This window comes from Streptomyces sp. NBC_00019 (assembly GCF_045041015.1).
Classification (GTDB): Bacteria; Actinomycetota; Actinomycetes; order Streptomycetales; family Streptomycetaceae; genus Streptomyces.
In genome coordinates this window covers 1,624,319-1,642,060 of the sequence record NZ_CP108302.1, presented here as the reverse complement: position 1 = coordinate 1,642,060, position 17,742 = coordinate 1,624,319, and the positions used below count along the sequence as shown (strand labels likewise).

Below are 17,742 nucleotides of genomic sequence, written 5' to 3'. Positions count from 1 at the left end.
GAGTCCCGAGGGAGTTGCGGCGAGGAATCGGTCGGCGTCCGGCACCTCACCGGACCCGGCCCACGGGCGGGCGGCCCTCAACCATGACGTCGTGTGAGGAATCCGATCACGGCTGCCGTGGCGGCGAGGACGGCCACGCTGGTGAGGGCGATGGGGAGGGAGAACCAGTCCGCCATGAAACCGATCGCGGGTGGGCCCAGGAGCATGCCGCTGTAGCCGAGGGTGGAGGCGGTGGCGACGCCGGTGGGGCCGGCGAGCGTTCCGGCGCGTTCGATGGCGACGGGGAAGAGGTTGGCGAGACCGAGTCCCGCGATGCCGAAACCGAGGAGCGCCGCCCACAGCTCGGGGGCGAGCGCGCCGAGCAGCATGCCGGCCGCCGCGGTGGATCCGCCGACGATCACGGTGCGGGTGCGGCCGAGACGCTCCAGCAGTGTCGTGCCGGTGAGCCGGCCGATGGTCATGGTGAGGGCGAAGCAGGAGAAGCCGACGGCGGCGACACCGGGGGAGGTGTGGAGGTCCTCCTGGAGATGCAGCGCGCTCCATTCGGCCATGGCTCCCTCGCCGTACGCCGTGCAGAGGGCGATCAGCCCGAAGACGACCACCAGCCCACGGGTCCGCCGGTCCAGGCGACGCGGGGCGGTGCCCGCTCGCGGTTCCGTCCGCTCGGGCGGCGCGGGCGGTTCGATCCTCAGCAGCGCGCGTCCGGCCACGGCCGTCACGAGCAGACCGATGACGGTGAGGCCGAGCAGATGACGGGTGGGGGAGAGATGTGCGGCGACCACTCCGCCGAGGCCGGCACCGACCATGCCGCCGAGGCTGAAGGCCGCGTGGAAGCTGGGCATGATGGGGCGCTTCAGGGTGGTGACCAGGTCGACGGCGGCGCTGTTGAAGGCGACGTTGATCCCGCCGTACGCACTGCCGAAGAACAGCAGTACGGCGCCGAGGGCCGGTGCGGAGTGGGTGAGCGGGGGCAGGGCCACGCTGAGGGAGAGGAGCACGGCACAGACGACGGTGACCTGGTGGTTGCCGTAGCGGCGGCACAGGCGGCCGGTGAGCGTCATCGTGATGACGGCACCGGCGGAGACGCCGAGGAGCGCGAGGCCGAGGGTGCTGGCGGTGGCGTGGGTCTGCTCCTTGATGGCGGGGATGCGGACGACCCAGCCCGCGAAGATGAAGCCGTCGAGGGCGAAGAAGGCGGTCAGGATGATGCGGAGGCGGGTGAGGGCGTTCTCCTTGTTACCCGGCACGTCGTTGTGCGTTCGGGTTTTGTTTATTGGCGGCACAAAGTCAGGCTAGGTGGGCCGGCGTGCCGGGGCAAGGGCATGGGGTTCGGCTTCCACTCCCGGTGTGCGACGGTGGCGGATGGTTGCCATGGTGGTGCCATGTGCTGGAGTGCGACGGCCGATCTCGTTGCCGGTGCCGGGATCGTCGGTGTCGGTGTGGCCTGCGTGGCTCGGGTACGCAGGGTCGGGGATCTTCCGATGGCCTCGGTGCCGTTGCTGCTCGGTGCGCATCAGCTGGTCGAGGCCCGCGTCTGGCAGGTCGGGGGCGGGACCGGGCCCGCCACGGTCGTATGGGCGGTGATCGCCCTTCCTTTCCTGGCGGCGTGGGTGCCGCTGGCCGTGGTGTGCGCGGTACCGCGGCGGGCGTGGGGCCGGCTGGCGGTTCCCGTGGTGTGCGGTGTCGTGACCGCCTGCGTGATGGCGTACGCCATCGCCACCCGGCCCGTGCGTGCGGAGATCCGCGGTCATACCGTCGGCTACGTCCTCGGGCTGCCCCACACCGAAGTGCTCATCGCGGGCTATCTGCTCGCCACGGTCGGCGCCCTGCTGCTCTCCGGCGACCGTTGGCTGTTCGGATTCGGAGTCCTGGCCGCGGTGGGTGTGCTGGTGTGCTGGGCGCTGTGGCGGCTGGAGTTCGCCTCGACCTGGTGTGCGTTCGCGGCGGTGTGCTCGCTGGTGGTCTTCGGGTGGGTGCGTGGGCGGTCCGCGTATTCCCCTTGAGCGTGGTGGTGTTGCTACCGGGATCGGTGGTCCTGCCAGCGGGAGAGGGCTGGTCGGTCCTGGCGCCCGTGGCGCAGGGTGGGTTCATGAACAACGGTGAGCCGTCACAGCTCCGCAGCCGTGTGACACCACTGCGCTGCCTCAAGGAAGACATCTACGTACCGAGCAGGACCGGTCAGCGGCCCGCCGCTCTCGCCAGAGCCGCTTCGGCCTCGGCGGCCAGGGTGGATACGAGTGCGGTCGCGGGAGGCAGATCGGTGACGAGGTCGACGGCCTCGCCCGCCCAGACAGGCGACGGGGGCACGGCTCCGCGTTCCACGTCGGCGGCGTAGGCCCGGCGGGCAGCCGCGGGATCCGCGGCGAGTTCGGCCTCGCGGCCCCGCCATCGGTCGAGGTAGGTGTGTCCGAGGGTGCGAGCCGTGTAATTCGAGGGCCATTGGGAGCTTCGGGCGATGTCGAGGATGCGGTTGCGTTCGGTGTCCTGCCCCCGTCCCCGGACCAGGGCCTCGGCGACCGAGGGATCGACGAGCGCCTCGGCCGTGGCCTGGAAGCGGGTTCCGATCAGCGCCCCGGCGGCCCCCAGGGCCAGGGCGGCGGCCACCCCCCGGCCGTCGGCGATGCCACCGGCCGCCAGCACCGGCACCGGTGCCACCAGATCCACCACGACCGGTACGAACGGCAGCGTGGACCGCCCGTGCCGGGCGCCGTGGCCACCGCTCTCGGTGCCCTGCGCCACGATGACATCGGCGCCCAGGTCCACCGCCTGCCTGGCCTCCTCCAGATCGGTGACCTGGAGGAGCACCGCCACACCGGCCCCATGGACCCGGTCGACGAGCGGGCTCGGGTCGCCGAAGGAGAACATCACCGCGGCGGGGTGGTGTTCCAGGACCTGATCGACCGCGCGCAGCTCGGTCGCCCAGGTCTGGAACCCGACGCCCCACGGTTCCTCGACATCCGCCAGGATCGGCAACTCCCTGGCCAGCAGCTCCGGATGCCCACCTCCTGCCCCCAGCAACCCGAGCCCGCCACCGCGCGAGACGGCCGCGGTGAGCGCACCGCCCGCCGAACCGCCCATGGGAGCAAGGGCGATGGGATGCCGCACACCGAACAACTTCGTGAAAGCCGTCGACAACGTCATGCGCGGCATCGTCCCATCCACGCACCGCCTCCCTAGGAGGCGAGCTCCTTCGTGATGCGGTCGAGCATGAACGCCGAGGACTCGTGGGCGCGTTCCTCCCAGGCGAAGACGCAGGCGGTCGCGACGCCGTCGAAGTTCAGGTCGCGCAGGATGCCGAAGAAGGCGTCCCAGTCGACCTCGCCCTGACCGATGTCGAGGTGCTGGTGGATACGGGCGGCGGTGCCGGGCGGGTTGAGGATGTAGCGAAGCCCGCTGGAACCCTTGTGGTTGAAGGAGTCGGCGATGTGCACATGCTGGAGCTTGTCGCCGGCGTAGCGCATCATCGCCGCGATGTCGGCGGTCGGATCGGCCCCTGACAGATGGAAGGAATGCGGCGCGCAGTACAGGTAGTTCACCCAGGGCTTGTTGAGGGCGCGGACCAGGTCGACCGCGGGGGTGTTCTCCTCGCAGAAGTCGTCCGGGTGGGCCTCCAGGTTCAGAGCGATGCCTTCCCGCTCGAACACCGGCAGCAGCTCCTCCATCGAGCGCCAGAACGCAGCCTCGCTCTCCGCGGCGCGCTCGGGGCGGCCGTTGAACTCCGAGTTCATCAACGGGCATTCGAGGTCGGCGGTGATCTCGATCATCCGCTTCCAGTAGCGGACGGCCGCCTGACGCTCGGTCTCGTCCGGTGACGACCACTTGTAGAGCGGCAGGACCGAGGACAGCTGAACGCCATGCGTCCGCAGGGAGTTCCTGAGCTCGGCGATCCGCTCGTCGTCGGCCCGCGGGTGCAGGAAGAACGGCATGAAGTCGTCGCGGGGCGACAACTCGATGTAGTCGTAGCCGAGTTCGGCCACCGTGCGCACCATGTCGTCGATCGGCAGGGCGCGGAACATGTACGGGTCGAGGGCGATCTTCACGCGGCACCTCCGTAGAAGGCGGGACGGGGCTTGAGGTCGGTGGCGACGACATGGCCCGACTCCAGGGCCTCGACGGTCGCGCCGGTGATGACGGTGGCCGCGTAGCCGTCCCACGCCGAGGGACCGGTGGGCTCGACGCCGACGGCGATGCCCGCGATCCACTCACGGAACTCGGTGTCGAAGGCGTCCGCGAACCGGCCCACCCAGTCCGTGAGCACCTCCGTGCTGTGCCGGCCCGCGCTGCGCAGACCGACCGCCGCCGGGTCCGGCAGCCGGACCAGACCCTCCTCGCCCACGGTCTCGCACTGGATGTCGTATCCGTACTGGCAGTTGACGAAGACCTCCAGATCGATGCGTACGCCCTTGGCGGTCTCGAAGAGCATGATCTGCGGGTCCTTGAGATGCGCGAACCGCTTGCTCGTGGCGCGTGGTGTGACCACCTGGGTGGAGACGATCTCGTCGTCCAGCAGCCAGCGCAGCACGTCCACCTCGTGCACCGCCGTGTCCAGGGCGGCCATCGAGGAGGTGTACGACTCGGAGACGGTCGGATTGCGGTGGGCGCAGTGCACGATCAGCGGCTCGCCGATGCGGCCCGAGTCGATGACCTGCTTCATCCGCCGGTAGCCGGCGTCGTAGCGGCGCATGAAGCCGACCTGGACCAGGCGGCGGCCGTGGGCCTGTTCCGCCTCGATGATCCGCAGACAGTCCTCGGCGCCGGTGGCGAGGGGCTTCTCGCAGAACACCGGCTTGCCCGCGGCTGTCGCGTTGAGCACGTGCTCGGCGTGGGTGGGCCCCCACGACGTCACGAGGACGGCGTCCACCTCCGGAGAAGCGATCAGGGCCGCGCCGTCGGGCAGCACCTGGGCGCCGACCGGTGCCGCCGCCTCCGCGGCGCGGGCGGCGTCGATGTCGGTCACCGCGGTGACCCGGGCGCCCGTGACGGTCTCGGTGAGACGCCGGATGTGCTCCTTGCCGATCCAGCCGGCGCCGATGACACCTACACGTACAGTCATGATCGTTTCCTAACTGGCCTTGAACCAGGAGCGTCCCTTGGTCTCGGGGACGTAGAGCTTCAGGGCTGGTTCCCCTTACCTGCCGCGCTCTACTAGCGCGCTCTAGTGCGAGTACGATGACCTCTGTCCAAATGTCATGTCAATAGCTTGTCGCCGGGGGATTTCTCGGGAGCCCATTAAGGTGGGCGCCGTCGGAGGGTGGGTTCACAGGTGGATGCATCGGGCAGGCAGCGGCCCACGATGGCGGACGTCGCCGAGAAGGCGGGCGTCTCCCGGGCGCTGGTCTCGATCGTGTTCCGGAACCAGCCGGGGGCGAGCGAGGAGACCCGGCAGCGGGTGCTGCGGGTCGCCGACGAGATCGGCTACCGGCCGGACAGCGCGGCCCGGTTGCTGGCCCGGGGGCGCAGTCGCACCATCGGCGTGATGTTCACCGTGCACCAGACCTTCCAGACGGATCTCATCGAGGGGATCTACCCGGAGGCGGAACGGCTCGGCTACGACGTGCTGCTCTCCGCCACCGCCCTGGGCCGCAGCGAGGAGAAGGCCGTCGAGGCGCTGCTCGGCCATCGCTGCGAGGCGCTGATCCTGCTGGGCCCCGACGCCGAGCCCGCCTATCTCGAAGAGCTGGGGCAGCGGGTGGTCACCGTCTCGGTGAGCCGCAGGGTGCCGCGGGCCCGTGTGGACTTCGTGCACAGCGCGGAGGGCAAGGGCGTACGGCAGGCCATGGATCATCTGGTGGAGCTGGGCCACCGGCGGATCGTGCACATCGACGGTGGCCGTGGCCCCGGGTCGGCCGACCGGCGCCGTTCCTATCGGGCGGCGATGCGCCGGCACGGGCTGGAGGCGGAGGCACGGGTCGTCCCGGGCGAGCACACCGAGCAGGCCGGCATCGAGGCCGGCCGGCTGCTGGTGGCGGAGCGCGACCAGGGTCTGCCCCTGCCGACGGCGGTCCTCGCGGGCAACGACCGGTGCGCCATGGGCCTGTTGATGGCGCTGACGCGGGCCGGTGTGGAGGTTCCGCGCGACATGTCCGTCGTCGGCTACGACGACAGCCACCTCTCACATCTCATGCCGATCGGGCTGACGACCGTACGCCAGGACGCCGTGCTGATGGCGGAGCACGCGGTGCGGTTCGCCGTGGAACGGCTGGAGAGCCCGGAGCTGGAGCCACGGGAGGCGGTGCTGGATCCCAAGCTGGTGATCAGGGGGACCAGCGGACCCGCCCCGCGGGGGTAGGGCGGGCTGACCGGTCTCGCTCAGCCCTGCGGCTCGCTGATGTTGACCATCCACGGGATGCCGAAGCGGTCCGTGCACATGCCGAACACATCGCCCCACATCTGCTTGTCGAGCGGCACGGACACCGATCCGCCGGCCGAGAGCTTCTCCCAGTAGCCGCGCAGCTCCGCGTCGTCCTCGCCGCTCAGGCTCACGGAGAAGTTGGTGCCGGGGGTGTGTTCCATGCCGGGCGGGGAGTCGGCGCCCATGAGGGTGAAGCCGCTCGGGGTCTCCAGCATGCCGTGCATGATCTTGTCGGCCTCGGGGGAGTCCGGCTGGCCGAAAGCGCCGTAGGTGTTGAGCGCGAGCGTGCCGCCGAAGACCTCCTTGTAGAACTCCAGCGCCTGTCGGGCGTCTCCGTCGAAGCTGATGTAGGGATTGAGTCGCGAGCCCATGAAACCCTCCCGGAACGGGGCAAAGAATCGGTAGTCCGGAGGTTAGCCCGGGGCACTGACAACGGCATTCCGGGCGGGCGGGCCGGGCTCCCTGCGGTGCTCCCTCGCTCCTTGACTGTCCGGGGCGCGTCCGAAGTGCGACGCTGGGACGAGAGACATCCGCCGAGGGGACTCGGAGGGCACGATGGGACGTGATGTGCCGGCCCTGGTGTTCACGCGGGAGGACCGCCGTCGGTACCGGGACAAGATGCACACCTGCCTCGATGTGCTGGCGCAGATGCTGCGCGAGTCGGGGTTCGAGAGCGAGCGTCCGCAGGTCGGGCTGGAGATCGAGCTCAATCTGGTGGACGACGACGGGCTGCCGGCGATGCGGAACACCGAGGTGCTCCAGGCGATCGCCGACCCGGCCTGGTCGAGTGAGCTGGGGCGCTTCAACCTGGAGATCAACATCCCACCCCGTGAGCTGACGGCCGGCGGCCCCGGTGCCTGGGAGCAGGCGATCCGTGACGCGCTCAACCACGCCGAGGAACGTGCCTCGGCGGTGGGCGCGCATCTGATCATGATCGGCATCCTGCCCACCCTGGGCGAGGCCGACGTCGGCGAACACGCCCTGTCCGGCGATCCGCGGTACCGGCTGCTCAACGAGCAGATCTTCGCGGCACGGGGCGAGGACCTGCGGATCAAGGTGGACGGCGTGGAACGCCTGGCGATGTACGCCGACGCCATCACGCCCGAGGCCGCCTGCACCAGCACCCAGTTCCATCTGCAGGTCGCGCCGAAGGAGTTCCCGGACTACTGGAACGCGGCTCAGGCCGTCGCGGGCGTACAGATCGCCCTGGCGGCGAACTCGCCCTACCTCTTCGGCCGGGAGCTGTGGCGCGAGACCCGTATCCCGCTGTTCGAGCAGGCCACCGACACCCGCCCGCAGGAGATCAAGGCGCAGGGAGTGCGGCCCCGGGTGTGGTTCGGCGAGCGGTGGATCACCAGCGTCTTCGATCTCTTCGAGGAGAACGTGCGCTACTTCCCCGCTCTTCTGCCGGTGTGCGACGAGGAGGACCCGCAGGAGGTGCTGGACGGCGACGGAGTGCCGGAGCTGGGGGAACTGACGCTGCACAACGGCACGATCTACCGCTGGAACCGCCCCATCTATGCCGTCACCGACAGCGGACCGCATCTGCGCATCGAGAACCGGGTCCTGCCCGCCGGACCCACCGTGGCCGACATCATCGCCAACGGCGCCTTCTACTACGGCCTGACCCGCGCGCTGGTCGACGAGGACCGGCCGGTGTGGACGCGGATGTCCTTCTCGGTCGCCGAGGAGAACCTCCACGCGGGGGCCCGCGACGGCATCGACGCCCGTCTGTACTGGCCAGGCGTCGGCGAAGTCCCGGTCACGGAACTGGTGTTGCGACGACTGCTGCCCCTGGCCCACCGGGGCCTGGAGCTGGCCGGCATGGACGCGGAGTGGCGCGAACCGCTGCTGGGCATCGTCGAGCAGCGCTGCGTCAGCGCCCGCAACGGCGCCCTGTGGCAGGTGGAGACGGTCCACCAGATGGAGAAGGAAGGCATCCACGACCGCCAGGAGGCGCTGCGGCGGATGACCTCGACCTACATGGACTACATGCATCTCAACGCGGCGGCGCACACCTGGCCGGTGGACTGAGAGCTTCTCAGCTCCTCCATTCCCGGGCGGGCGTCAGCGGAACGGGGGCGGGGGGCCGCGTCGAAGTGGTCAGCTCGATGCGCCGGCCCTCGGCCGACGAGCGGAGCAGTGCGGTCATGGTCTCCAGTACGTGCAAAGCGAGTTCGCCGTTGGCGCGGGGCGCCCGCTGTTCGTCGGCGGTGACGAAGTCCAGCAGGCCGATGCCCCGCGAGCCGTCGACGTAGCCCGCCGACGGCGGGAGGGTGCGCCACTCGGTGCCGCCGAGTTCGAAGAGGCGTACCTCGCCGTCGAAGTGGTTCGGGTCCGGCACCGTGAGGGTCCCGGTCTCGCCGTGGACCTCGATGGGTGCCGCGGTCGTGGTCACGCCGTCGAAGCTCGTCGTGATCGTCGTCAGCGTTCCGTCGGTGTGTTCGAGCACTCCGGAGACATGGCTGTCGACCTCGACCGGTATCCGCTCGCCCGCGCGGGGGCCGGAGGCGATGACGCGCTCGGTGCGCAGTCGGCTGGACGCCCCGGTCACGGCGCGCACCGGGCCCAGGAGATGGACCAGGGAGGCGAGGTAGTACGGGCCCATGTCCAGGAGGGGACCGCCTCCGGTGGTGTAGTAGAAGTCCGGGTGGGGATGCCAGCGTTCGTGCCCCGGGGTGATCATCACGGCCGAGGCGAACAGGGGGCGTCCTATGCTCCCCGCCGCGACGGCCGCCCGAGCCGTCTGGATTCCGGTGCCCAGGACGGTGTCGGGTGCGCACCCCACCCCGACCCCCGCCTTCGCGGCGGCCTCCAACATGGCGTGGGCGTCGGCGAGTTCGGCGGCCAGCGGCTTCTCCCCGTAGACGTGCTTGCCGTTCGCGATCGCGCCGAGGGCGATCTCGGCGTGGGCCGCGGGGACGGTGAGGTTCAGGACCGTGTCCACGTCCGGGCTGCTCAGCAACTCCTGGACGGTCAGCGCCCGGACGCCGGGGAACTCGGCGGCGACCGCGGCCGAGCGGGCGGCGTCCAGGTCGGCGACCGCGGTGACACGGACGGCGGGAAGGCCGATCAGCGTGTCCAGATAGGCGCGGGAGATGACGCCGAGACCTACGACGCCGATGCGGTGCGCGTCGCCCACAGCATGCCCCTCTCGATGACGGTACGGACGTTGGGGTTCTCCAGCACGTCGAGGCTGTGCCCCGGCGTCGTCACGACGATCCGCCCGGCGCCCCACTGCCGGGTCCAGACCGCCGGTGCGGTGACCGGCCGGTGCCAGGGCTGCCAGGGCCGGGCCGGATGGGTGGTGGTGGCCAGTACGTCGATCAGGTCGTCGTGGAGCACCCAGTACTGCTCGGTGGTCAGCTCGAAGTCCTCGATGCCCGCGGTGACGGGGTGTTCGCGGCCGAGTTCGGTGAGGGTGACGGTGTGCGGCAGGAAGTTGTCCGACTCGTCACCCCGACGCTCGCACGGCTCCTTGCCGGGGTGGGTCGCGAACTGGCCGCCCACCAGGTGGAGATAGTCGGAGGAGGCGCGGAAGGAGTCGGCGATGCCGCCGTGCCAGCCGGTGAAGCCGGTGCCGGCCACGACCGCCGCACTCAGCCCCGCCAGTTGCTCGGCGGTGATCTCCGACATCGTGACGCACTGGACGACGAGGTCGGTGTCGGCCAACTCGGCGGTGTCGGCGTAGACGTCGGTCGACTCCTCGACTCGAACGGCGTATCCGTTGCTTCGCAGGAAGGGCACGAACAGCTCCGTGGCCTCGACCGGCCGGTGCCCCTCCCATCCGCCTCGGACCACCAGGGCTTTCTTCTGTGTCATCTCGATCCTTTGCCCGGCCGTTGAACAGCGCCTTCACTATGCGCCAATCGCCCGCTCCTACGAAAGAGTTGCCGAGTTTCGCGAAACTTTCGGCGGGTGGGCGCCGGGAAGGGTACTGGTCTGCACCAAACCCTTGACATGTCCATACCTCACTTCTTAAATCACGCAGTGAACTAAGTCGCCGCCCCCCACCAGAAGCGGATGAAGACATGCTCCGACGACTCCCGAGACCATCCGTCGCTCTCGCGGCCACGGCCGTCATCGCCTCGACGCTCACCGTCCTGCAGCCCACCGAGGCGGTCGCCGCTGTGCCGACCGGCTGGACCACGGTGGTGAACAGCGGCAGCGGCAAGTGCCTGGACGCCCGGTCGGCCGCGACCGTGAACGGCACCGCCGTGCAGCAGTACGCCTGCAACAACAGCACCGCCCAGCAGTGGAGTTTCACACCGACCAGCGACGGCTACGTACGGATCAACAACCGCAACGACGCCGCGCAGGTCGTGGACGTCAGCGACGTGTCCACGGCGGACAACGCGGCCGTGCACCTGTGGACGTACGGCGGCGGTAACAACCAGCAGTGGCAGGCCGTCGACGAGGGCGGCGGCGCGTACCACTTCGTCAACCGCAACAGCGGCAAGTGCCTCGACGTCCCGTCCGCCTCCACGGCCGACAGCGTCCAACTCGTGCAGTACACCTGCAACGGCACGGCCGCCCAGCGCTTCCAGGTCGCACCCGTGAGCACCGCGCCCGGGGACGTCGACCTCGGCCCCAACGTCGTCGTCTTCGACCCGTCGATGCCGTCGGCCACGATCCAGAGCCGACTGAACCAGATCTTCCAGCAGCAGGAGACGAACCAGTTCGGCTCCCAGCGCTACGCGGTCATGTTCAAGCCCGGCACATACAGCAACGACGTCAACGTCGGCTTCTACACCCAGGTCCTGGGCCTCGGTCAGTCACCGGACTCGGTCACGATCAACGGCGCCGTGCATGTGGAGGCCGACTGGTTCCCACCGCAGAACGCCACCCAGAACTTCTGGCGCGGCGCCGAGAACCTCTCGGTCAACCCCACCGGCGGAACGGACCGTTGGGCGGTCTCGCAGGCCTCCGGCTACCGGCGTATGCATGTCCGCGGCAACCTGGAGCTGAGCGACGGCGGTTGGTCCAGCGGTGGCTTCATGGCCGACAGCAAGATCGACGGCCAGGTCCGCTCCGGCACCCAGCAGCAGTGGCTGACCCGCAACTCCCAGCTCGGCAGCTGGACCGGCGCCAACTGGAACATGGTCTTCGTCGGCAGCCAGGGCGTCCCCGGCAACAGCTTCCCCAACCCGCCCTACAGCACGGTGAACCAGACCCCCACGGTCAGGGAGAAGCCCTTCCTGTACGTCGACGCGGCGGGCGCCTACAAGGTGTTCGTCCCCTCCGTACGCACCAACTCCTCGGCCACCACCTGGGCGAACGGCAACGCCGCGGGCGCCTCGCTCGGCATCGACCAGTTCTACGTCGTGAAGCCGGGCGCGACCGCCGCGCAGATCAACGCCGCCCTGGCCGAGGGCAAGAACCTCCTGGTCACCCCCGGCGTCTACCACCTGAACCAGACCCTGCGGGTGACCCGCCCCGACACCGTCGTCCTCGGGCTCGGCCTCGCCACGTTCATCCCCGACAACGGCATCACGGCCATGACGGTCGCCGACGTCGACGGAGTGAAGCTCGCGGGCGTCCTCTTCGACGCCGGCACCACCAACTCGCAGACCCTCGTGGAAGTCGGCCCGTCCGGCGCGGCCGCCGACCACTCGGCGAACCCCACCTCGCTGCACGACGTGTACTTCCGAGTCGGCGGCGCGGCCGTGGGCAAGGCGACCACCAGTCTCGTCGTCAACAGCGACGACGTCATCGGCGACCACATGTGGATCTGGCGCGGCGACCACGGCAGCGGCATCGGCTGGAACTCCAACACGGCGGACACCGGGCTGGTGGTCAACGGCGACGACGTGACGATGTACGGCCTGTTCGTCGAGCACTACCAAAAGCACCAGACCATCTGGAACGGCAACGGCGGCCGGACGTACTTCTACCAGAACGAGATGCCCTACGACCCGCCCAACCAGGCCGCCTGGATGAATGGCTCCACCCAGGGCTACGCCGCCTACAAGGTCGCGAACTCGGTCACCAGCCACCAGGCCTACGGACTCGGCAGCTACTGCTACTTCAACGTCAACCCGAGCGTCACCGCGGAGCACGCCTTCGAGGTGCCCAACAACCCCAACGTCCGCTTCCAGAACATGGTGACCGTCTCCCTCGGCGGCACCGGCACCATCCGGCATGTCATCAACGACCGGGGAGGCCCCTCCAACTCCTCGACCAATGTGGCGAACCTGGTCAGCTACCCGTGAGGGGAACGCCGGTTCCGGGCCGTTCGTTCACCATGCGAGATGCCTGGGTCCCGAGCTCGTAGCGCCCTCCTCACCGGTACCGGCATCGCCCTGCTCCTCGGCTGCTCCGGCGGCGGGGGAGCGGGCGATGAATCCACGACGGACCGGGGAGCGGCACCACCTGTGACCAGCCCGGCGGAGTCCCCACCGACCTCGGCACCTCCGACACCTCCGACGCCCCGACCCGCATCGCTCACCATCGCGGCCATCGGTGTCGAGAGCCTTCGGGTCATCCCGTACGAGGGCACGACGGACGACTGGCCGGGTACGAGGATCCAGAACCGCGGCCTCGCCGCCAGCCCCTACGGCGAACAAGGCGGCGTCGGCCCCGGCGAGATCGGCAACTACCTCGTCACGGCCCACCGCCTCTCCAACGGTGGCCCGCTGCGCCGGCTCCCCGACCTCGACGAAGGAGACTCGGTCCTGGTGAGCGCGGGCGGCACGGTCCACGAGTACGAGATCACCGGCACCAGGACCACCTCCTTCCGCTCCGCACGCTCCCTCGCCGAACAGCGGGCGGCGGTCCCGGGGTTCCCCGGCAGACGCCCCACGCAGGCCGTGATCACGATCTCCACCTGTCTGACCCTGGAGGACAACGCGGCCGGCAACTACTGGCGCGACGACCGCGGAAACCCCGAGCACCGCGTCGACAAGCTCGGCGTGCTGTCGGCCGCGCGTCAGCCCCGATAGCCGCGCAGTTTCCGGTACAGGGTCGCCCGGCCGATGCCCAGGGCCGTCGCCGTCCGGGCCTTGTTGCCGCCGTTGAGGCGGAGGGCCTCCAGGATGGCGGCGCGCTCGGCACGTTCCATCGGCGTGAGGGGGCGGGGCGCGGGTCCCTCGCGTACGGGGTCGGGGAGTTCGGTACGCCGGACCGGTCCCGTCGAGCGGCGACCCTCGGCCAAGGCCCGTACCAGGTGGGCGAGTTCGGTGATGTTCCCGGGCCACGGATGCCGCTCCAGAGCGCGCAGCGCGTCCAGGGTCCAGGTGAGCGGGGGGTGTCCCGGTGTCGGCCCGGGGGCCAGGGACGTGAGCAACTCCCGGATGTCGTCCGGGCGTTCACGCAACGCGGGGAGGGTGACCGAGCGGGCCGCCAGCGTGTCCAGAAGCCGTTGGAGACACGGGCCCGGCGCCGCTCCGGGGGTGTAGGTCACCAGCAGAGGCACGCCCGGATGTGTGTCGAGGAGCGAGTTGAGGGTCGCCGTGTCGGACGGGGCGAGACGCTCCACGTGACGGACGAGGAGCGGGCGGCCCTCCACCAACTCTTCGAGGTCGGCGCCGAGTTCACCCTCGGCCGCATCCACGGTCACCGGGTCGGTGACCAGCTCCCGGGCGAGCGAGGTCTTCCCGCTGCCGCGCTCGCCGACGATCAGCAGCGGTTCCGGCGACGCGGCCAACTCCACCGCTCGGCCGACGGCATGCCGCCAGGGCAGCGAACGTCCGGCCAGCCCGACGGCGGTTCGGGACGTCGCCGACATGATCGTGTGGCCGGCCGGCTCCAGCACGGCGACCGCTCCGATGGCCGAGCCCTGGTGGGGGACGAGAGTGACGGTGGCGACGCTTCCCGGACCGTCGGACAGACGTATGCGCGTCTCCGTTCCTTCCCGTACCAGTGCCACCACTCTCTGCTCCAGTGTCTCCAGCCCTTCCGGCGACAGCAGCTGTCCCGCCGCCTCGCTGACGAACCGGTTGCGACCGTCGAGGGCGACCACCGCACGCCCCTGCTGCCCGGCGGCCCGCAGATACGCGTCCAGCAGCACCCGCTCCGCCGCCCGTGACCGCGACAGGAGTTCCGCCTCCACGGCGATCACCGCGGCCTCGGCGACCGGCGCACCCGGATGTGGACCGCACTCGGCGCACAGCCCGCAGGACACGGTCACCGTGCCCAGCAGCCGGCCGGTCTCCGGCTCCCGCACCGGCACACTGACCCCGGAGACGTCCTGCCACAGATCGAGGAAGTGCTCGGGCCCGTGCACCTCGGCCCGACGCCGGGTGTGCAGGGCGAGGGCCGCGCTGTTGTGGCCGACCGCCTGCTCGGAGAGGTCGTGGTGGGGGTGGTCCGGGGCGGATCCGGTGGCCCAGAGCACCCGCAGCCGGTCATCGGTGAGGACGAGCGTGGTCTGCCCGCTGTCGAGCGTGGGGGCGATGCGCTCCAGCACGGGACGGGCAGCCGCCAGCAGAGGCGACCCGGTCGGTGAAACGGTGGGCGCCGATTCCCGTACGTCATGTCGTACGCCGAAGAACCGGGCACGCTTCCACGCGGCGACCACCTCTTCCGGTACCCCGTCCGGCAGCTGGTGCCCGCGCAGGAACAGCTCGCGGGCCCTGCGCAGCGAGGCGAGGGCGGGGCGGGCGGTGGGGCGCTCTGCGGTGGTCACGGCACGGCTCACCCTACCGGGAACGGTTGAACGGGCAACAATCCCGCCACTCCCCGGCACTCTGTCTCGAATTGAGACACCCGCGCTCCCGCACCCTCGTACATGATCTTGAACGTCGGTGCCTGATCTCATTCCCTGGAGCGTCCCCGTGCACACCGTCGAGCCCGATGTCGTGACCGACGTACTCATCGTCGGCAGTGGTCCCGCGGGCGGCGCCGCCGCGCTCGCCCTGAGCACCTACGGCGTGCCCAACATCGTCGTCACGCGCTACGCGAGCCTCGCCGACACGCCCAGGGCGCACATCACCAACCAACGCACCATGGAGGTGCTGCGCGACCTCGGCGTCGAGGACGAGGTCGTGGCGAAGGCCACCCCGCAGCATCTGATGGGCAACACGACCTTCTGCACCAGCCTCGCCGGCGAGGAGCTCGGCCGGGTCCGCTCCTGGGGCAACGACCCGCTCGTCCAGGCAGCGCACGAGCTCGCCAGCCCCACCCGTATGTGCGACATGCCCCAGCACCTCATGGAGCCGGTGCTCATCGACGCGGCGGTCTCGCGCGGGACGAACCTGCGCTTCAGCACCGTCTACAAGTCCTTCGTCCAGGACGCCTTCGGGGTCACGGTCACCGTCGAGGACCGGCTGCGCGGCGACGAGTACACCATCCGCGCCAAGTACCTGATCGGCGCCGACGGCGGCCGCTCGCAGGTCGCCGAGGACGCCGGGCTGCCGATGGGCGGCCAGATGGGAGTGGCCGGCAGCATCAACATCGTCTTCGACGCCGACCTGTCGAAGTACACCGCCCACCGCCCGTCCACGCTCTACTGGGTGCTCGCCCCGGGTGCCACCGTGGGCGGCATCGGCGCGGGGCTCGTGCGCTGTGTGCGGCCCTGGAACGAGTGGCTGATCGTGTGGGGCTACGACGTGAACGCCGGCGCCCCCGACCTGACCACCGAGTACGCCGAGTCCGTCGTACGCAAGCTGGTCGGCGACGACGACATCCCGGTGACCATCAAGTCGTCCTCCGCCTGGACCGTCAACGAGATGTACGCCGAGACCTACTCCGACGGCCGGGTCTTCTGCGCCGGTGACGCCACACACCGCCACCCGCCGTCCAACGGCCTGGGCTCCAACACCTCCGTCCAGGACGCCTACAACCTGGCCTGGAAGCTCAAGCTCGTCCTCGACGGCACCGCCTCCCCGAAGCTGCTCGACACCTACACCGCCGAACGCGCACCGATCGGCAGGCAGATCGTCACCCGCGCCAACAAGTCCATCGGCGAGACCGCCCCCGTCTTCGAGGCGCTCGACGGGCTCTCCCCGCAGACCCCCGAGCAGCTGTGGGCCAACATCGCGGCCCGCAAGGAGGACACCGAGGCGGCCGAGAAGCAGCGGGCGCGGCTGCGGGAGGCGATCGCCTTCAAGACGTACGAGTTCAACGCGCACGGCGTCGACCTCAACCAGCGCTACACCTCCACCGCGATCGTCCCCGACGGCACCGACGACCCCGGCTTCGACCGCGACCCCGAGCTGCACCACCAGCCCACCTCCCGCCCTGGCGCCAAGCTCCCGCACGCCTGGATCACCTCCGGCACCCGCACCCTCTCCACCCTCGACACCGTCGGACAGGGCCGGTTCACCCTGGTCACCGGCATCGGCGGCGCCGACTGGGTACGGGCGGCCGGGGCCCAGGACCTGGACATCGCCACCGTCGTCATCGGGCCCGGCCAGGAGTACGAGGACCCGTACGGCGACTGGGCGCGGCTGAGCGAGGTCGCCGACGGGGGCGCGCTCCTCGTACGGCCGGACGGGTACGTCGCCTTCCGGCACGCGACGGCGGCTGCTTCCGGTGCGGACGCCGAGCGCGTACTCACCGACGCCGTGCGGCGCGTCCTCGGGCACGCCTGATGGGCGCCGAACTCACCGAGGCCGTGGTCGACAGCTTCCACGGCACCACGGACCCCCGGCTGCGCACACTGCTCGCCGCCCTCACCCGCCATCTGCACGCCTTCGTCCGTGAGACCGAGCCGACCATGGCGGAGTGGGAGCAGGCCGTCGACTTCCTGACGGCGACCGGGCAGACCTGCACGGACACCCGGCAGGAGTTCATCCTGCTGTCGGACGTGCTCGGCGTCTCGATGCTGGTGGAGACGCTCAACAGCGACGAGGGCGGTACCGAGAGCACGGTCCTGGGGCCCTTCCACATGACCGAGTCACCGGTCCGCGCACTCGGCGCGGACATCGACCTGGTAGGCGGCGGCGAGCCGTGCGTGGTCAGCGGGCGGGTGCTGTCGGCGGACGGCACCCCGCTGCCGGGTGCGCTCCTCGACGTCTGGCAGGCCGACGGCAACGGCTTCTACGACGTCCAGCAGCCGGAGGTCCAGCCCGCAGGCAACGGACGTGGGCTGTTCACGGCCGACGACGAGGGGCGCTTCTGGTTCCGCACCTGTCTGCCGAGCCCGTACCCGATCCCCACCGACGGTCCCGTCGGCAAGCTGCTGCGGGCCACGGGCCGGCATCCCTACCGTCCGGCCCACATCCACTTCATCGCCACTGCCGACGGGCACGAGCCGGTCACCACGCACATCTTCGTGGCGGGCAGCGACTACCTCGACTCGGACGCGGTGTTCGCGGTCAGGCGGAGCCTCGTCCAGGACTTCACTCCTACCGACGACCCGTCCCTGGCAATGGAGTTCGCCGTCCCGAACCCGTTCCGCCACGCCCGCTTCGACCTCGTGCTCAACTCGGTGGACTCGTGAAGGAGTT

General features: G+C 70.2%; 15 protein-coding genes. 7 read left to right on the top strand and 8 right to left on the bottom strand.

What is annotated here, in order from left to right; genetic code table 11:
• Positions 1 to 77: 77 nt before the first annotated feature.
• Positions 78 to 1,283 (bottom strand): MFS transporter, encoded by a 1,206-nt coding sequence (locus OHU89_RS08005; RefSeq protein ID WP_405641209.1) that lies wholly within the window; start codon positions 1,281 to 1,283, stop codon positions 78 to 80.
• A gap of 99 nt (positions 1,284 to 1,382) precedes the next feature.
• Between OHU89_RS08005 and OHU89_RS08000 the strand changes: the two genes are divergently transcribed.
• Positions 1,383 to 2,003, top strand: coding sequence for a DUF6629 family protein (locus OHU89_RS08000; protein ID WP_405641207.1), 621 nt, complete (start codon positions 1,383 to 1,385; stop codon positions 2,001 to 2,003).
• Between the two features lie 175 nt (positions 2,004 to 2,178).
• Here OHU89_RS08000 and OHU89_RS07995 read toward each other — a convergent pair whose 3' ends face one another.
• The 3 genes from OHU89_RS07995 to OHU89_RS07985 are packed head-to-tail and all read right to left on the bottom strand — an operon-like array spanning position 2,179 to position 5,053.
• Positions 2,179 to 3,141: a nitronate monooxygenase gene (locus OHU89_RS07995; protein WP_405641205.1), complete on the bottom strand. Its 963-nt coding sequence runs from the start codon at positions 3,139 to 3,141 to the stop codon at positions 2,179 to 2,181.
• 32 nt (positions 3,142 to 3,173) lie between these two features.
• A complete protein-coding gene (locus tag OHU89_RS07990; RefSeq protein WP_405641203.1) occupies positions 3,174 to 4,040 on the bottom strand; it encodes a sugar phosphate isomerase/epimerase family protein in 867 nt (288 codons plus the stop codon).
• Positions 4,037 to 5,053 carry a Gfo/Idh/MocA family oxidoreductase gene (locus tag OHU89_RS07985; RefSeq protein WP_405641202.1) on the bottom strand — a complete coding sequence of 339 codons (1,017 nt, stop codon included), beginning with the start codon at positions 5,051 to 5,053 and terminating at the stop codon, positions 4,037 to 4,039. Before OHU89_RS07985 ends, OHU89_RS07990 begins: the two co-directional genes overlap by 4 nt.
• A gap of 240 nt (positions 5,054 to 5,293) precedes the next feature.
• On the opposite strand from OHU89_RS07985, the gene OHU89_RS07980 reads away from it, so the two are divergent.
• Entirely contained in the window at positions 5,294 to 6,289 is a 996-nt protein-coding gene (locus OHU89_RS07980; RefSeq protein WP_405641201.1) for a LacI family DNA-binding transcriptional regulator, read from the top strand.
• 20 nt (positions 6,290 to 6,309) lie between these two features.
• On the opposite strand, the gene OHU89_RS07975 is transcribed toward OHU89_RS07980, so the two are convergent.
• Positions 6,310 to 6,723 carry a VOC family protein gene (locus OHU89_RS07975; protein WP_405641199.1) on the bottom strand — a complete coding sequence of 138 codons (414 nt, stop codon included), beginning with the start codon at positions 6,721 to 6,723 and terminating at the stop codon, positions 6,310 to 6,312.
• Between the two features lie 184 nt (positions 6,724 to 6,907).
• Here OHU89_RS07975 and OHU89_RS07970 point away from each other — a divergent pair, with 184 nt between their 5' ends.
• Positions 6,908 to 8,386, top strand: a complete 1,479-nt coding sequence (locus OHU89_RS07970) for a glutamate--cysteine ligase (protein WP_405641197.1) — start codon at positions 6,908 to 6,910, stop codon at positions 8,384 to 8,386.
• A 7-nt stretch (positions 8,387 to 8,393) separates the two neighbouring features.
• On the opposite strand, the gene OHU89_RS07965 is transcribed toward OHU89_RS07970, so the two are convergent.
• Positions 8,394 to 9,494: a Gfo/Idh/MocA family protein gene (locus tag OHU89_RS07965; RefSeq protein ID WP_405641196.1), complete on the bottom strand. Its 1,101-nt coding sequence runs from the start codon at positions 9,492 to 9,494 to the stop codon at positions 8,394 to 8,396.
• Positions 9,464 to 10,174, bottom strand: coding sequence for a ThuA domain-containing protein (locus tag OHU89_RS07960; protein ID WP_361492348.1), 711 nt, complete (start codon positions 10,172 to 10,174; stop codon positions 9,464 to 9,466). Before OHU89_RS07960 ends, OHU89_RS07965 begins: the two co-directional genes overlap by 31 nt.
• 209 nt (positions 10,175 to 10,383) lie before the next feature.
• On the opposite strand from OHU89_RS07960, the gene OHU89_RS07955 reads away from it, so the two are divergent.
• Both OHU89_RS07955 and OHU89_RS07950 read left to right on the top strand, forming a co-directional pair.
• Complete coding sequence (locus OHU89_RS07955) at positions 10,384 to 12,564, top strand: RICIN domain-containing protein (protein ID WP_405641193.1); 2,181 nt, start codon at positions 10,384 to 10,386, stop codon at positions 12,562 to 12,564.
• A gap of 39 nt (positions 12,565 to 12,603) precedes the next feature.
• Positions 12,604 to 13,293, top strand: a complete 690-nt coding sequence (locus tag OHU89_RS07950; RefSeq protein ID WP_405641191.1) for a class E sortase — start codon at positions 12,604 to 12,606, stop codon at positions 13,291 to 13,293.
• Here OHU89_RS07950 and OHU89_RS07945 read toward each other — a convergent pair.
• Positions 13,281 to 14,978: a sigma-54-dependent Fis family transcriptional regulator gene (locus OHU89_RS07945; protein WP_405641189.1), complete on the bottom strand. Its 1,698-nt coding sequence runs from the start codon at positions 14,976 to 14,978 to the stop codon at positions 13,281 to 13,283. The genes OHU89_RS07950 and OHU89_RS07945 overlap by 13 nt on opposite strands.
• 148 nt (positions 14,979 to 15,126) lie before the next feature.
• Between OHU89_RS07945 and OHU89_RS07940 the strand changes: the two genes are divergently transcribed.
• Entirely contained in the window at positions 15,127 to 16,884 is a 1,758-nt protein-coding gene (locus OHU89_RS07940; protein WP_405641187.1) for an FAD-dependent oxidoreductase, read from the top strand.
• The gene (locus tag OHU89_RS07935) at positions 16,884 to 17,735 is read left to right on the top strand and encodes an intradiol ring-cleavage dioxygenase (protein WP_405641185.1); all 852 of its coding nucleotides are present in this window, start codon (positions 16,884 to 16,886) and stop codon (positions 17,733 to 17,735) included. The genes OHU89_RS07940 and OHU89_RS07935 overlap by 1 nt, the downstream gene beginning before the upstream one ends.
• Positions 17,736 to 17,742 lie beyond the last annotated feature (7 nt).

Bases quoted from the DNA above. Each gene is read 5' to 3' on its own strand.
- OHU89_RS08000 (WP_405641207.1), top strand. From the start codon at position 1,383: ATGTGCTGGAGTGCGACGGCCGATCTCGTTGCCGGTGCCGGGATCGTC.
- OHU89_RS07995 (WP_405641205.1), bottom strand. From the start codon at position 3,141: ATGACGTTGTCGACGGCTTTCACGAAGTTGTTCGGTGTGCGGCATCCC.
- OHU89_RS07985 (WP_405641202.1), bottom strand. From the start codon at position 5,053: ATGACTGTACGTGTAGGTGTCATCGGCGCCGGCTGGATCGGCAAGGAG.
- OHU89_RS07980 (WP_405641201.1), top strand. From the start codon at position 5,294: ATGGCGGACGTCGCCGAGAAGGCGGGCGTCTCCCGGGCGCTGGTCTCG.
- OHU89_RS07975 (WP_405641199.1), bottom strand. From the start codon at position 6,723: ATGGGCTCGCGACTCAATCCCTACATCAGCTTCGACGGAGACGCCCGA.
- OHU89_RS07970 (WP_405641197.1), top strand. From the start codon at position 6,908: ATGGGACGTGATGTGCCGGCCCTGGTGTTCACGCGGGAGGACCGCCGT.
- OHU89_RS07960 (WP_361492348.1), bottom strand. From the start codon at position 10,174: ATGACACAGAAGAAAGCCCTGGTGGTCCGAGGCGGATGGGAGGGGCAC.
- OHU89_RS07955 (WP_405641193.1), top strand. From the start codon at position 10,384: ATGCTCCGACGACTCCCGAGACCATCCGTCGCTCTCGCGGCCACGGCC.
- OHU89_RS07950 (WP_405641191.1), top strand. From the start codon at position 12,604: ATGCCTGGGTCCCGAGCTCGTAGCGCCCTCCTCACCGGTACCGGCATC.
- OHU89_RS07935 (WP_405641185.1), top strand. From the start codon at position 16,884: ATGGGCGCCGAACTCACCGAGGCCGTGGTCGACAGCTTCCACGGCACC.